General features: G+C 65.1%; 15 protein-coding genes. 2 read left to right on the forward strand and 13 right to left on the reverse strand.

Translation table 11 applies throughout. The features are described from left to right. Nucleotides 1–3: 3 nt before the first annotated feature. The 13 genes from dhaM to ACQR1L_RS07560 all read right to left on the reverse strand — a co-directional run bounded on the left by dhaM (nucleotide 4) and on the right by ACQR1L_RS07560 (nucleotide 12,657). On the reverse strand, nucleotides 4–402 hold the full coding sequence (gene dhaM / locus ACQR1L_RS07500; protein ID WP_434857315.1) for a dihydroxyacetone kinase phosphoryl donor subunit DhaM: 399 nt from the start codon (nucleotides 400–402) through the stop codon (nucleotides 4–6). A 2-nt stretch (nucleotides 403–404) separates the two neighbouring features. Continuing rightward, nucleotides 405–1,010: a dihydroxyacetone kinase subunit DhaL gene (dhaL, locus tag ACQR1L_RS07505; protein ID WP_434857316.1), complete on the reverse strand. Its 606-nt coding sequence runs from the start codon at nucleotides 1,008–1,010 to the stop codon at nucleotides 405–407. Between the two features lie 2 nt (nucleotides 1,011–1,012). Beyond that, nucleotides 1,013–2,023 carry an ABC transporter ATP-binding protein gene (locus ACQR1L_RS07510; protein ID WP_434857317.1) on the reverse strand — a complete coding sequence of 337 codons (1,011 nt, stop codon included), beginning with the start codon at nucleotides 2,021–2,023 and terminating at the stop codon, nucleotides 1,013–1,015. Continuing rightward, the gene (locus ACQR1L_RS07515) at nucleotides 2,016–3,125 is read right to left on the reverse strand and encodes an ABC transporter ATP-binding protein (protein WP_434857318.1); all 1,110 of its coding nucleotides are present in this window, start codon (nucleotides 3,123–3,125) and stop codon (nucleotides 2,016–2,018) included. Before ACQR1L_RS07515 ends, ACQR1L_RS07510 begins: the two co-directional genes overlap by 8 nt. Nucleotides 3,126–3,129: 4 nt before the next feature. Next, nucleotides 3,130–3,348: a hypothetical protein gene (locus ACQR1L_RS07520; protein ID WP_434857319.1), complete on the reverse strand. Its 219-nt coding sequence runs from the start codon at nucleotides 3,346–3,348 to the stop codon at nucleotides 3,130–3,132. Then, entirely contained in the window at nucleotides 3,345–4,298 is a 954-nt protein-coding gene (locus tag ACQR1L_RS07525) for a carbohydrate ABC transporter permease (protein ID WP_434857320.1), read from the reverse strand. Before ACQR1L_RS07525 ends, ACQR1L_RS07520 begins: the two co-directional genes overlap by 4 nt. Then, nucleotides 4,295–5,257, reverse strand: coding sequence for a carbohydrate ABC transporter permease (locus ACQR1L_RS07530; RefSeq protein ID WP_434857321.1), 963 nt, complete (start codon nucleotides 5,255–5,257; stop codon nucleotides 4,295–4,297). The genes ACQR1L_RS07525 and ACQR1L_RS07530 overlap by 4 nt, the downstream gene beginning before the upstream one ends. A gap of 227 nt (nucleotides 5,258–5,484) precedes the next feature. Continuing rightward, nucleotides 5,485–6,816: an ABC transporter substrate-binding protein gene (locus tag ACQR1L_RS07535; RefSeq protein ID WP_434857322.1), complete on the reverse strand. Its 1,332-nt coding sequence runs from the start codon at nucleotides 6,814–6,816 to the stop codon at nucleotides 5,485–5,487. Between the two features lie 317 nt (nucleotides 6,817–7,133). Then, nucleotides 7,134–7,793, reverse strand: a complete 660-nt coding sequence (locus ACQR1L_RS07540; protein ID WP_434857323.1) for a 4'-phosphopantetheinyl transferase family protein — start codon at nucleotides 7,791–7,793, stop codon at nucleotides 7,134–7,136. 722 nt (nucleotides 7,794–8,515) lie between these two features. After that, a complete protein-coding gene (locus tag ACQR1L_RS07545) occupies nucleotides 8,516–8,686 on the reverse strand; it encodes a hypothetical protein (RefSeq protein ID WP_434857324.1) in 171 nt (56 codons plus the stop codon). 45 nt (nucleotides 8,687–8,731) lie between these two features. Continuing rightward, entirely contained in the window at nucleotides 8,732–9,838 is a 1,107-nt protein-coding gene (locus ACQR1L_RS07550) for a prohibitin family protein (protein ID WP_434857325.1), read from the reverse strand. Between the two features lie 10 nt (nucleotides 9,839–9,848). Continuing rightward, complete coding sequence (locus tag ACQR1L_RS07555) at nucleotides 9,849–11,474, reverse strand: cyclic peptide export ABC transporter (protein WP_434857326.1); 1,626 nt, start codon at nucleotides 11,472–11,474, stop codon at nucleotides 9,849–9,851. Nucleotides 11,475–11,721: 247 nt separating this feature from the next. After that, nucleotides 11,722–12,657, reverse strand: coding sequence for a thioesterase II family protein (locus ACQR1L_RS07560; RefSeq protein WP_434857327.1), 936 nt, complete (start codon nucleotides 12,655–12,657; stop codon nucleotides 11,722–11,724). Between the two features lie 156 nt (nucleotides 12,658–12,813). On the opposite strand from ACQR1L_RS07560, the gene ACQR1L_RS07565 reads away from it, so the two are divergent. Both ACQR1L_RS07565 and ACQR1L_RS07570 read left to right on the forward strand, forming a co-directional pair. Continuing rightward, nucleotides 12,814–13,332 carry a YcjF family protein gene (locus ACQR1L_RS07565; RefSeq protein WP_434857328.1) on the forward strand — a complete coding sequence of 173 codons (519 nt, stop codon included), beginning with the start codon at nucleotides 12,814–12,816 and terminating at the stop codon, nucleotides 13,330–13,332. Nucleotides 13,333–13,372: 40 nt separating this feature from the next. Beyond that, nucleotides 13,373–13,654: an MbtH family protein gene (locus ACQR1L_RS07570; RefSeq protein ID WP_434857329.1), complete on the forward strand. Its 282-nt coding sequence runs from the start codon at nucleotides 13,373–13,375 to the stop codon at nucleotides 13,652–13,654. Nucleotides 13,655–13,660: the final 6 nt, after the last annotated feature.

The following is a 13,660-nucleotide window of genomic DNA, read 5'->3' on the forward strand; positions in this document are numbered from 1 at the left end:
CACTCATCCAGCCATCAGCTCTTCGGCGGTGGCGCGGACCGCATCCAGCGAGGAGCCGCCGGAGGCCTCCGTCGCCGCCATGACGGCGCCTTCGACCAGCGGCGCATTGCAGATCACGATGCGCTCGCGCCGTTCCTCCGGCATCATCTCGACGGCCATCTCGCTGTTGGTCTCGGCGCCGCCGAGATCGACCAGAATGGCAACACCGGACTCCGACCAGGCCTTGTCGATCGCGCCCATGATGGCGCCCACATCAGTGCCCAGTCCGCCATCGGCATTGCCGCCGACGGCTGCGAGCGGCACGCTGTCGCCGACCATCTGCCTGACCATGTCGGCGGCGCCCTCCGCCACCTTGGCGGAATGCGACACGATGACGATGCCGACGTTCTTCTGCTCACCCATGTTCAGGCCTCGTTGAAAACACTGCAGATCGCCTGCACCAGCAGGCTGGACGAGCGGGCGCCGGGATCCATGTGCCCGATCGAGCGCTCGCCGAGAAAGGACGCACGGCCGCGGATCGCCTTCATCGGCACCGTCGCGTCAGCGGCCTCGGCGGCGATCGCGGGCAGCCGCGTCGCGAGATCGTCGCCGCCGGCGGCAAAGGCCGCCTGCATGGGAATCAAGACATCGAGCATCGTCTTCTGCCCGGCCTCGGATTTGCCCCGCGCTTTCACGTCTTCGATGGCCCGGCCGAGCGCGGCCGCGGCATCGGCCGCAGATGGTTCCGACGGCAGCGCCTTGCCCAACCCCATCGCCAGCGTGCCATACAGCGGACCGGAGGCGCCGCCGACCTTCATCACCAGGGCCATGCCGACGGCCTTCAGCGCATCGGGCAATGGCTTGGCCGTGATGTTGTCCGCGTCGGCGAGCACCGCCTCGAAGCCGCGCTTCATGTTGAGGCCATGATCGCCGTCGCCGATCGCGGAATCGAGCGCCGTAAGCTCCTCGGCATGCGCAATGATGGCATCGGCCATCGCCACGATCAGTCTGCGCTTGAATGCCTGGTCCATCTCTATCTCACCCGCTGACCCGCCCGGTCGAACAGCAGCGGCCGGGTAAACTCGATAGCGACGGAGTCGCCGACTTTCAATTCCGTGTCCGGCTCGACCAGGCTGACGATTGTCTGATCGTTCAGCGTGATGTGCAGGTGGTTCTGGTCGCCGAGATGCTCGATCCATTTCACCCGCGCCGGCGCGCCTCCGTTTGCGCGACGCACGGTCATGTGCTCGGTCCGCGCGCCGATGGTCGCGACGTCGCCGGGAACCGCAAGGTCCGGAAACAGCCCGCGCGGCAAAAGATTGATGCCCGGGCTGCCGAGCCGGGTCGCGACATAGGTATTGGCCGGATCCTCATAGACCTCGCGCGGGGTTCCCACCTGCACCAGCCGGCCCTGGTCGATGACGCCGATGCGGTTGGCCAGCGTCATCGCCTCGATCTGGTCGTGGGTGACATAGAGCATGGTGGCGCCGAGATCCTGCTGGATGCGCTTGAGCTCGATGCGCAGATCGGCGCGCAGCTTGGCATCGAGCGAGGACAGCGGCTCGTCGAGCAGCGCGATCGCCGGCCGGCGCACCAGCGCGCGCCCGATCGCGACCCGCTGCATCTGGCCGCCCGACAATTGCGTGGCACGGTTGCCGAGCTTGTCCTCGATCCGCAGCATCGCCGCGACATCGCCGATGATGCGCTTGATCTCGGATTCCGGCGTCTTGCGCACCGGCGAACGCAGCGGAAAAGCGAGATTGTCGTAGACTGACAGATGCGGGTACAGCGAGTATTGCTGGAACACGAAGGTCACGTCGCGCGCCGCCGGCGTCGCGCTGGTCTGGTCGACACCGCCGATGATCACCGAGCCACGGTCCGGCGTCTCGAGCCCGGCGACCAAGCGCAGCGTGGTCGTCTTGCCGGCGCCGGTCGGCCCGAGCAGCACGACGAGCTCGCCGTCGCGGATGGTCAACGACAGATCACGCACCGCAGGCTTGGTGCCGAAGGATTTGCTGACAGCGTTGAGGCGCGTCTCAGCCATGACGGCCTCCCCTTGCCGGCTGCTCATACAGCGCCGTGCGGATCGCGCGGCCGGTCGCGGCATTGAACAGCGAGAGACGGTCAGCCCGGAAACTCAGTCCGACCGGCTCCGCGCGCTCGACTCGAACCGCAGCCGGGATGCGCGCCTTCACGATGCCGCGCGCGGTGGTGATGGTGACGATCTGGGTGGTGCCAAGATATTCGGCGCCGAACACCTCGCCGCGCAGGCCGCCCTCGGTCGTCAGAGTCACCTGCTCCGGACGGACGCCGAGCACCAGCGCGCCGGCGCCGGCATCCTCGCGCAGCACGGGCACGCTGATGTCAGCACCATCGATCCGGACTGTCTCGGTGCCCGCGGCAAGCTTTGCGTCGAAGCGGATGAAGTTCATGGCGGGCGAGCCGATGAAGTCGGCGACGAACATCGAGGCCGGCCGGTCATAGATCTCCTGCGGCGTGCCCAACTGCTCGACCACGCCGCGGTTCATCACCGCGATCTTGTCGGCCATCGACATCGCCTCGAGCTGGTCGTGCGTGACGAACACCGTGGTCGCCTTGAGGCGATCATGCAGCGCGCGCAGCTCGCCGCACATGATGTGACGGAACTCGGCGTCGAGCGCACCGAGCGGCTCGTCCATCAGGAACGCCTTGGGCTCCCGCACGATGGCGCGGCCGAGCGCGACGCGCTGGCGGTCGCCGCTGGACAATCCGCTGACGGGACGATCGATCAGGTGATCGATGCGCAGGATACGCGCCGCTTCCTCGACCCTGCGCTTGATCTCGGCCCGCGGCACGCCCATCGACACCAGCGGAAAGGCGATGTTCTTGCGGACGTTCATGTGCGGGTACAGCGCGAACAGCTGGAACACCATCGCGATGTCGCGCTCCCTGGCGCGGCGGAACGTGACGTCCTCGCCGCCGAGGCTGATCGTGCCGGAGGTCGGCAACTCCAGCCCCGCGATCATGCGCAAGGTCGTGGTCTTGCCGCAGCCGGAGGGACCGAGCAGGCAGAAGAACTCGCCATCGGCGATGGTGAAGCTGGTGCCGCGCACGGCCGCGAAGCCGCCGAACTGCTTCTCGAGGTTTTCGATACGGATCTCGGCCATGGCGTCAATCCGGAAACTTGGAGACGATGGTGAACATCACGACGCCCGCGAGCGTCGTGACAAAGGAATAGGTGTAGAGCACCAGCGCGAACGGCTGCAGCAGCATCAGCACGCCGGCCGCGATCAGGAGCGTCGCCACCGTCTCCATCGGTCCGCGGCGCAGCGCGCGTGGCCAACGCGGAGCGCCGGTTTCGGCAGGAAGGTTCTGCGTGGCTTCGCTCATTTGCGCACCGCTCCGAAGGTGATGCCGCGCAACAGATGCTTTCGCAGCACCACCGTGAACACGACGATCGGGATCAGGAACAGCGTCGTGCCTGCCGCGACCGCCGGCCAGTCCTGGCCGCCTTCGCCGATGATGATCGGGATGAAGGGCGGCGCGGTCTGCGCCGTGCCGGAGGTCAGAAGCACGGCGAAGGCGTATTCGTTCCAGGCGAAGATCAGGCAGAAGATCGCGGTGGCGACGATGCCGGTGGTGGCCTGCGGCAGCACCACCTTGAAGAAGGCCTGCAGCCGCGTGTAGCCGTCGACCATCGCCGCCTCTTCATACTCGCGCGGGATCTCGTCCATGAAGCCCTTGAGCAGCCAGACTGCGAGCGAGATGTTGACCGACGTATAGAGCAGGATCATGCCGAGCTTGGTGTCGGACAGTCCGAGCTCGCGATACATCAGGTAAATCGGGATCGCGACCGCGATCGGCGGCATCATACGGGTCGACAGGATGAAGAACAGCAGATCGTCCTTCAGCGGCACCTTGAAGCGTGAGAACGCGTAGGCCGCGAGCGTTCCGAGCACGACCGACAGGGCCGTGGAGCCGAACGCGATCACCAATGAGTTCACGTAGCGCGGAATGTAGTTCGACGGTCCCGCGACCACCATGTTACGTTCGCGCGAGATGCGGTCGCACAGGCCGGTGGCCGGCGGCAGCTTGGCCATATACTCCGGCGCCTGCCGCGTCCGCGTCGTGAACAGGTTGCAATAGCCCTCGAGCGTCGGCTCGGCGATGATCTTTGGCGGATAGGCGATCGCGTCCGACGGCGACTTGAAGCCGGTCATCACGATCCACAGCAGTGGCACCAGGGTGATCAGCGCGTAGCCGACCACAGCCATCGCCGCGATCCGCTTCACGAGCGGCGACGGATCGACCACGGAATGCGCGGAGACGAGACCGGTCATCGGCTTTTCACCCGGTTGAGCGCCTTGACGTAGATGTTGGCGAGGCCGAACACGGTGACGAACAGGATGATCGCGAACGCTGAGGAATAGCCGGTGCGCCACTTCTCGAACGCCTCGCGTTTCAGCGTGATCGAGGCGACCTCCGTCGTCGAGCCGGGTCCGCCGCCGGTCAAGAGGTTGACCATGTCGAACATCTTGAAGTTCTCGATGCCGCGGAACAGCACCGCGAGCATGATGAAGGGCAGCGCCATCGGCAGCGTGATCGACCAGAACTGCCGCCAGGGCGAGGCGCGGTCGACCTCGGCCGCCTCGTAGATGTAGTCCGGGATCGAGCGCAGGCCGGCGAGGCAGATCAGCATCACGTAAGGCGTCCACATCCAGGTGTCGACGATCACGATCGCCCAGGGGGCCAGCGGCACCTGCGCCAGCATCTGGAACGAGGATGCCGGCGTGCCGGTGACCGCCGAAACGACGTAGTTGAACAGCCCGGTCTGCGGCTGGTAGAGGAAGGTCCAGAAATTGCCGACGACCGCCGGCGACAGCATCATCGGCAGCAAGATCAAGGTGGTCCACAGGCCGTGACCGCGGAATTTCTTGTCGATCAGCCAGGCCAGGGCGAAGCCGAGCACGGTCTGGATCAGGATGCTCCAGAACACGAAGCGGGCCGTCACCGTCATCGCCGCCCAGACATCCGGATCGGTCAGGATCGACTGGTAGTTGGCGAGCCCGACATCGAGCACCGTCGCGTTGGGCCGATTGGCGCGGTAGTTCGTGAACGACAGCCGGATGGTCCAGATCAGCGGAAAGATGTTGATCGCCAGCAGCAGCAGCATCGTCGGCGTGATGAACAGCCAGGCGATGGCGCGCTCGGACAGACCGCGCGCGCGACGCGCCAAGACAGGCGGCGTCACCAGGGCGGCGCGGTCAACGAGGCCGCTCAATCCGGTTTGGTCGGTCATGCGAGGGGCTGCTTCACGGTGGCTGTTTGGGGGAGCTGCTTCATCTTCTCGTCATTCCGGGTCGCGCGAAGCGCGAGCCCGGAATCCATAGCCACAGGACGTTCTTTGGGGCGAGATCCAACGGACATCTGTGCCTCACGCGGCTTCCTGGGGGTATGGGTTCCGGGCTCGCGCTTCGCGCGCCCCGGAACGACACGTGGAGACATCGGTACTGAGAAGCGCAATCGTCAGAGCTTGCCGTCCTCCTTGAACACCTTGGTCCAGTCGGCGATCAGCCCGTCGAGCGCGCCCTTGGCCGTGCCCTGGTCGGCGACGACGTAGTCGTGAACGCGCTTCTGCATGGCGAGCAGGAGCTGCGCGTAGGACGGCTCGGCCCAGAAATCAACCACTTGGTCCATCGCCACCAGGAAGTCGGCGGCGAACGGCGCGGTGGTCTTGAAGTTGGGGTCGTTGAGCACGCCCTTGTGGCAGCTGTAGCCGCCGAGCGCCCACCACTTCTTCTGGGTGTCGAGCGAGGCGAACCATTTGATGTAGGCCAGCGCCTCGGCACGGTTCGGCGAATAGGCCACCACCGAGATGCCCTGCCCGCCGAGTTGCGAGCCCTTTTCCTTCTGGGCCGGGTTGACGAAGAAGCCGATTTTGTCGCCGCCGACATTCGGGTCCTTGTAGAGGCCGGGGAAGAACGCGAACCAGTTCATCTGCAGCGCGACCTGGCCGGACTTGAAGGCGTCGAGGCCCTCCTGCATGTAGCCGTTGGAATAGCCCGGCGGCGTGCAGCACTTGTACAGCGCCTTGTAGAATTCGAGCCCCTTCACGGCGTCGTCGGAGTTGACGAAGCCCTGCATGTCATATGGCTTCTTCGGGTTCTGGTACTTGAAGCCGAACGGATAGAGCGCGTTGGTGACGCCCATGGTGATGCCTTCCGAGCCGCGCTCGGTGAAGATCGCCGCGCCATAGACGGTCTTGCCGTCGATCACCCGCTTCTGGAAGAACTCGGCGATGTCCTTCAGCTCTTCTTGCGTCTTCGGCACCTCGAGTTCGCGGCCGAACTTCTTCTTGAACTCCTCGCGGATCTCCGGCCGCGCGAACCAGTCCTTGCGGTAGGTCCAGCCGTTGGCGTCGCCCATCGCCGGCAGCGCCCAGTAGTTCGGCGTGCCCTTCGGCCACTCGGCGTAGCCGGCGACGGTCGCCGGCATGAAGTCGGAGATCTTGATGCCTTCCTTGTCGAAGAACTCGTTGAGCTTGACGTATTGGCCGTTCTCCGCGGCGCCGCCGATCCACTGGGAGTCGCCGATCATCAGGTCGCACAGCTTGCCCTTGGAATTGAGCTCGTTGAGCATGCGGTCGGCGAAGTTCGGCCACGGCACGAATTCGAACTTCATGTTGACGCCGGTCTTGGCGGTGAAGTCCTTCGACAACTCGACGAGCGCGTTGGCCGGGTCCCACGCCGCCCAGCACAGCGTGATGGTTTTTCCTTCGGCCCGTGCCGGCGCGGATGCGCCGAGCACTGTCGCGGCGGCGACGGTCGCCGTCAGTGCAAATGTCTGCAGCAACTTCATCTGGCACTCCCTCCCTGTTGGCGCCGCCCCGCTTGTGCACGGATGCCGGCGATGTGTGGCCCGCAGCAAGATGCGCCGTCACAACGACAGCGGGAGCCGCAAGCGTTTCCTCATGACACCTCGGATCACCGTCCGAGTTAAGTATTTTGTTTAGTAGATTTACTTCGACTAAACATGTCAAGCGCTAATCGGGCGAAATCCGAGCGCCATTTGTTTAGCGACTGCAGCAAGTGGCTCAGGGACTATCGGTTCTGCACGGCTTGAGACGCGGCGTCGCATGCCGCGCGATCGGGACGAGCCAACCTGGAGCTGCAGCGCTAGGCGCCAGCCTGTGGCAACTCCAACCCGCAATGAACCCGCCCATCCGCGACGACGAAACGTCCGCCGAGACGCGCGACGGCGTCCGGCCATCCCGCCCTGACGACGCGCGCTTCAAACGTCCCTGCCCCCGGATCGATCGCGAGCTCGACGTCCTGAAAATCCAGAAAGCCGCGCGTGATCGGATATTGGCACTTGTAGTAGGCTTCCTTGGCGCTGAAGAGCGTGATCGGCAGCATCGGCCGCACGTCTTCAGGCTGCGCCTGCAGCCAGCGCCGCTCGGTGGGCGTGAGCACGAGCTCCAGCAGAGAGGGATCAAGCTGGCGCAGATCCTCGACGTCCAGCCCGAGCGATCGGACCTCGCGGCTGCGCGCGACCGCTACGGCGCAGAAGTCGGCACAATGAGACATGCTGCCCGTGTAGCCCTGCGGCCAGACCGGCGCGCGATCCGGGCCAGGAACCAACGGCACAGGCGCGGCCCCGAGCTCCGCCAGCGCCTTGCGCGCCAGCATGCGCGCCGTTCCGAACTCGGCCCGCCGCTTGGCGACGGCGTTCTCGACATGCGCGCGCTCTTCGGGAAAGAGGCCGTCATCGGCAAGCGACAGAGACGACGCAGCCACCACGACCGGGCTTTGAAAGAGATTTTCGATCGCCCTCATCGGCAGGTCTGCACGCTACTTCTTCACTCGGGATCGGCGGACGGTCAGTCTACACCATGGCGCGACGGCACGGCACGAATTTGCGACGCCCGGCCGGAGGTCAACCGCTTCACGAGTCAAACAGCCCAATCAACAAGAGCAAACATGACGTCGCGTTCTCGCGGCGTCTTGCGCCCGAGTCTTGCATCCGTTCGTCCTCTTCGGAGACGAAGAGGCGCAGGGAAGGCCGGGAGCCTGCCGCCCCCATGGCCCCCGTGCAGTGAAAATTGCACGGGGTAGGAACCACAGGTTTGGCGCGGACATCCCGGCCTTCCCTGCGCGATGGTTTTGCGGGTTATAGGCGCTCTCCTCGGGGACCGGCTGTCTTGCCCCCGTCGCCGACGGATCATCACCGCCGACTTGACGCCAGCATCGGGGCGCCAGGACCACACCATTTCGCCGTCGCATCGTTCCGTTCGTCCGCGCAAGCAAGTCACGCTGCGGACCGACACGCCCACCGCATCTCCAGCTCGACGTTCGTGACGATCGCGAAACGTCCCTCTTCAGCGAGCCGGGATGCGCGAGAATGTGACGGTGATTTGCCCGACGACACAAGCGAGGTGCCCGCGACAAACTGGCACGACGGGCAATCCGCACATGCGAGCCATGCGGTCTTTGCCCGTCGGGCGTCACCGCCGATCGCCTTTGCAGAGATGGCCTTTGAAACGACCGAGCGCCTGGCCTCAGGCCGGCCGCCGGCCACCACCGAGCAGGAACAGCGCGGGCAGCACCAGCACCGGACTGAAAATCGCCGACAGGAAGACGCAGCCCCAGAAGCCCATGCGCGAGTCGCGGCCGAAATAGCCGCTGAGGAGGCACAGCAGCACGTAGCAGATGATGACGAAGGCGGACATCAAGACATGCTCCTCATGCTGACGACGATGCGTGGTGACCACCAGCTACTGGGCATTCTGCACCGGAGCGGCGGGAATTGGCGATCCCTGGCGTGTCGGCGCCGGCGGCACGCCCAGCGGAGTCATGCGGGCTCGCCCAGGCAGACCGGGCCCGATCGGATTTTCGAGCGGATCGCGCGCGGGGTTTTCGACCTTCGGGAAGGTCAGCTTGGTGCTGTCGAGCCCCATGATCCCCGGGTTCGGCGCGGTCGCGCTGCCGGAGGAGACTTCGGACCCCAGAATGAGCGGCATCTGATTGGTGCCGCCGCCGACCACGACGACCTTGCTGTTGTTGGAACGCGCGAGATCGAGCGTCGCCTGGATGCCGGTCCAGGTCAGCACGTCCTTCGACAGCGCCCGCGCCACGGTGGCATAGTAGTTCTCGAGGCCGATGGCCTCGATGCGCTGGCGCTCGGCCTCGGAGCGGGCGCGCGCCAGGATAAACTCGTAGGACGCGGCGTATTGCTCCTGGGTCAGCTTGTCCTCGATCGCCTTGCGCATGCCGTCGGGCAGGATGACCCTGGTCACGACCATGTCGTCATACATCAGGATCGAGCTCTTCGGTTCGCCGCGCAGCGCCTCCAGCATCTGGCCAGTCAGAAGCTCGCTGTCGATGGTGTAGAGCCGGTGGCTGTCGAACTTGCCGATGACGCGGCGGACGACGCCTTGCGTCACCGGCATGATCAGCCGATTGACGTAGTCGGTGCCCACTTCCTTCAGCAGCCGTGGTGCCGCATTGCCGTCGATGTGGAAGATCAGATTGGCCTTCACGTCGACGCGCAGGCCTTCGAGACTGAGCGCCTCGACGTCGAGCGGCAGCGACTGCACGCGCGTCTCGAACAGATACATCTTGTTCCAGGGCAGCTTGAGCGCCAGGCCTTCGCGGAAGACGTCGTCGATGACGGTGCCGCCTCCCAGCAGGCTGTAGAGCACGCCGACATGGCCGGCGGGGACGACGACGATCACCAGCCGCCACAGTAGCAATACCAGGATGCCGGCCAGCGCGATGGTGCCGACCACATAGGCCTCGATGCGGTCGCGAAGCCGGCCGCGCGTCGGCCTGAGCGGCGACGGCGAGTTGCGGGAGCTGCGATCGGGATAGGCCACGCTCATGTCGCGATGCTCATGTCAAAGCCTCGGCTTGCTCGAGCCGGCCGTCCCGCATCGTGAGAACGCGATCGCCCATCGAGAAGTAGCGATCATCGTGGCTGATGACGATAACGGCCTTGCCGCGAGCTCGCAAGTCGGGAAGGATTTCGGTGTAGAAGCGATGACGGAAGGACGGGTCCTGATCGGCGCCGACCTCGTCGAGCAGATAGATCGGCCGGTCCTCGAGCAGCGCAACGATCAGCGCCAGCCGCTTGCGCTGTCCGGTCGACAGGTCGAGCTGGGTGAAGCCGCCGTCGCGGAACGTGGTCTTCTCGGCGAGGCCGAAGTCGGCCACCATGGCGTTGACCTTGGCCGGATCGATCGTGCGCGCGCCGTAGAAGCGGTCGAACAGATGGAAATCGGCGAACACGCAGGAGAACAGCTGACGATATTTGCCGCGCCGAGCATGGTCCACCGGCTGACCATCCCACAGGATGACGCCGGAGGCCGGCTCATAAAGGCCGGTCAGCAGCCGCATCAGGGTCGACTTGCCGCTGCCATTGCCGCCGATCAGGTAGGTGATCTGCCCGGGCGCGACGACGAGGTCGCACGGACCGAGGGTGAAGTTGGCCTTGCCGTCGCGGCCGGTGTGCGAATAGGTGATCGCCCGCAGCTCGACCTGGGTGAACACCTGATGCGAGGCATCCGGCGACGGCTCGGGCTCGCGCGCGGCGGCCAGCAGCTTCTTCTCCATGTCCAGGAGATGCTCCATCGACAGGTTGGCGCGCGCCAGCACGGCCGCCGAGCGCAGCACGTTGTCGAGGGATGAGAGCATGAAGAGGACGGTATAGAGCACCTGGAGCACCGTGCGGTGCTCCTTGATGTAGCCGGGCAGGATGAACACGACGGCGGCGAGCAGGCTGTAGAAGCCGATATAGGAGATGCTCATGCCGGAGGCGATGTGGTCCATCGCAACCGTGTTCTTGGTGTCGATCTCCTCCGATGCCGGCAGCAGATGGTCCTGCTCCAGGTCGTGGCCGCGCGCGGCGTTCTGACGCACCTCTTTGAACCCGTGCAGCAGATGGCCCATCAGGTCGAGAAAGCGCGTCTCCTGCGCGCTCGCCGCCACCAGCGCCGCGCGGGAACCGCGCTGGCTGTAGCGGTAGAAATAGACGGTCACCACGAAGGCGAACACCAGCAGCACGATGGCAAATAAAGAGAGATAGGCGATGTAGACGCCGAGCAGCACGAAGGTCAGCGCCGAGATCATGCCGGTGACGATCTGCGGCGCGGCATCCGAGATCAGGATCGTCTCGCGCGCGACGACGTCGTAGATCCGGTCGACGCCGGTGCGCTCCAGCGCCTCCAGCTCGATGCGGCGGACCAGGAGCACGTAATTGTCGCGGATCTGGCGCAGGATGGCTTCGCTGAGCGCCGTCACCATCCGCATCGAGTACCGATGCGAGCCGATCACCAGCGCCGCCAGCACGACGAACAGCAGCACCATCTCCAACGCCGGCCCGTCGCTCGACTCCGGCGCGGTCGCGGTGTTGGTCACGACCATCAGCGCGCCCATCGCGAAGCTGGTCAGCACCATGCCGGCGATGAGGCGGAAGCGGATCGGACCCGCGGAGGCGAGGACGAAGCGTATCAGGTCCAAGGTTCAAACCGCCTTCTGTCCACGCTGAAACACCCCAGGACCGCGCCGTCAGCCAAGGACGGAGGCGCGGCTCCCCATAAAATGAGCCCCCGCGCCGGCATGCCGGCGCGTTCGAACCGCATGGCGCAATCGAATCCATCGGCAATGTGTTTGATCACAACGGTCGTTGACGGCAAAGGGCACACTGCGGGAGGCTTGCAAATAAACAAACGAACTCATGGCCGATGACGATCCCGCCGGCATCGGCTCAGGATGGCTCGGCGACGAACGACGCCGACAGCACTTCAGCCAGCACCGCTTCGGGACGATCGGACAGATAGAAGTGCCCGCCAGGAAAGTCGCGGCGGCGCACCGGCCGGACGGACACCCTGCCCCAGCCCGCGATCCGCTCATCGGCCGTCTGCGGATCGTCGCGGCCGCGCATGACGGTGACCTCGATGTCGAGCGGGTCGGCCGCTCGGTCCCGGTAGCCGATCACGGCGGCGAAATCGGCGCGCAACACCGGCGCGATCAGCTCGCGCAGTTCGGCGATCTCCATCACCGCCGGCGGAATGCCGCCGTAGCGGCGATCGATGGCGGCCAGGAACGCATCATCGTCGAGCGCCATGAAGCCGCTGTCCTGCATGGCAAGATCGGGAGACTCGCGCCCCGACACGACCAGGCCGAGATCGCACGCAAAGTGCGCCTGCCGCAGCCCGCGGGCGGTTTCCAGCGCCAGCAGCGCTCCCATGCTATGGCCGAACAGCACGGTCGGCAGCGTCTTGCGCGTCATCAACGATCGGCCGACGGCCAACGCCGGGCCGACGATGTCGTGCTCCGGCGGCTCGGCCAAGCGCGTCTCGCGGCCCGGGAGCTGCACCGCGAGCACCTCGACGTCCGGCGGCACCAGATCCGGCCACCGGCGAAAGAACGAGGCACCGCCCCCCGCGGGCCCGAAGCAGACCAGTCGCCGGCGGGCCGCCGCCCTTGGCTTGAAACACAGGAGCCAGTCATCAGCAAACGAATGCCGCACGTCATCAGGCATGGATCGACCCACATCGAATGATTGGCATAGTATCATGACAACGTCGTGCCGGCTCAGCTCAGATCGCGTCGTTCCCGTGATGCTCACAGGACAATCGGCACCACGGACACCAAACCGCACCTTATTGTGCATTGCCCAGACGTCGACGGGCAGCCGCATCTCGATCACTCAGTGTCGCATCACCGGTCGCACCGCCGGCTACCGGCGTAGTAACGACTCATTATCTGGTGATAGTTCACGACAAGCAGGTCGACAGCCCTTCCAAGGCTGGTGGAACGATGGTACCTTACAACTAATAATTGGGAATCAATCATCATGACGAATTTGGCTTCCAGCGACCAAACTGTTTCCCCGCCCGTCACTCCCGCAGTCAGTCCCGAACGCCACAAGCAGGCGCTGGCGATCGTCAAGCGCAATGCCGGGTTCGGAGCCATCACCGGGCTCATCCCCTTGCCATTGCTCGATGTTTTTGCGTTGACGGGCATTCAGGTCAAGATGATCAGCGAGCTCGCTGAGAACTACGAGATCCCGTTCAACGAGAACGCCGTGAAGTCCTATGTCGCGGCCTTGATCGGCGGCATCGTACCGGTCAGCCCGCTCTCCGGAGCTGCGATCCGCGCCGTTCGCTATGTCCCCTTCGTCGGCCCGCTGCTCGGGCTCGCCGTCGTGCCGGCATTCGCCTCGGCCCTGACCTGGGCCATCGGCCGAGTCTTCGTCAATCACTTCGAGAAGGGCGGCGATCTGTTGTCGGTCGATCTCGAGTCGATGAAGGATCAGGTCAAGCGCGGCTTGTCGCGCAAGAGCGCCACCACTGAGGCGGCCGCCACCGCCTAACCTTCACCTGCCCCGCTGCCGTTAGTAGCTGCGGATCTGAGTGACCCTGTACCTCGCGGTACAGGGAACGATGTCTTACGTCCTTGGTGCCGACATGGTGAATGTATTCGACGACGAGAGCGCAATCTTCGTCGTGCTCGTCAACGATGAGGAGCAATATTCGCTCTGGCCTCAATTCAAGGACATCCCGGCCGGCTGGCGGCAGACCGGGCCCGTTGGCAACAAGGCGGACTGCCTCGCCTTCATCGAGAGCGCCTGGACCGACATGAGACCGCTCAGTCTTCGCCGCCAGCGAGATGCCGCCGGCTCATCTGCAGCGTGATGCATC

Source organism: Bradyrhizobium sp. HKCCYLR20261, from assembly GCF_051168435.1.
Taxonomy (GTDB): domain Bacteria; phylum Pseudomonadota; class Alphaproteobacteria; order Rhizobiales; family Xanthobacteraceae; genus Bradyrhizobium.

Coding starts and splice junctions, on each gene's coding strand:
- dhaM (WP_434857315.1), bottom strand. CDS start 402: ATGGGTGAGCAGAAGAACGTCGGCATCGTCATCGTGTCGCATTCCGCC.
- dhaL (WP_434857316.1), bottom strand. CDS start 1,010: ATGGACCAGGCATTCAAGCGCAGACTGATCGTGGCGATGGCCGATGCC.
- ACQR1L_RS07510 (WP_434857317.1), bottom strand. CDS start 2,023: ATGGCTGAGACGCGCCTCAACGCTGTCAGCAAATCCTTCGGCACCAAG.
- ACQR1L_RS07515 (WP_434857318.1), bottom strand. CDS start 3,125: ATGGCCGAGATCCGTATCGAAAACCTCGAGAAGCAGTTCGGCGGCTTC.
- ACQR1L_RS07520 (WP_434857319.1), bottom strand. CDS start 3,348: ATGAGCGAAGCCACGCAGAACCTTCCTGCCGAAACCGGCGCTCCGCGT.
- ACQR1L_RS07525 (WP_434857320.1), bottom strand. CDS start 4,298: ATGACCGGTCTCGTCTCCGCGCATTCCGTGGTCGATCCGTCGCCGCTC.
- ACQR1L_RS07530 (WP_434857321.1), bottom strand. CDS start 5,257: ATGACCGACCAAACCGGATTGAGCGGCCTCGTTGACCGCGCCGCCCTG.
- ACQR1L_RS07535 (WP_434857322.1), bottom strand. CDS start 6,816: ATGAAGTTGCTGCAGACATTTGCACTGACGGCGACCGTCGCCGCCGCG.
- ACQR1L_RS07540 (WP_434857323.1), bottom strand. CDS start 7,793: ATGAGGGCGATCGAAAATCTCTTTCAAAGCCCGGTCGTGGTGGCTGCG.
- ACQR1L_RS07545 (WP_434857324.1), bottom strand. CDS start 8,686: ATGTCCGCCTTCGTCATCATCTGCTACGTGCTGCTGTGCCTCCTCAGC.
- ACQR1L_RS07550 (WP_434857325.1), bottom strand. CDS start 9,838: ATGAGCGTGGCCTATCCCGATCGCAGCTCCCGCAACTCGCCGTCGCCG.
- ACQR1L_RS07560 (WP_434857327.1), bottom strand. CDS start 12,657: ATGCGGCTGCCCGTCGACGTCTGGGCAATGCACAATAAGGTGCGGTTT.
- ACQR1L_RS07565 (WP_434857328.1), top strand. CDS start 12,814: ATGACGAATTTGGCTTCCAGCGACCAAACTGTTTCCCCGCCCGTCACT.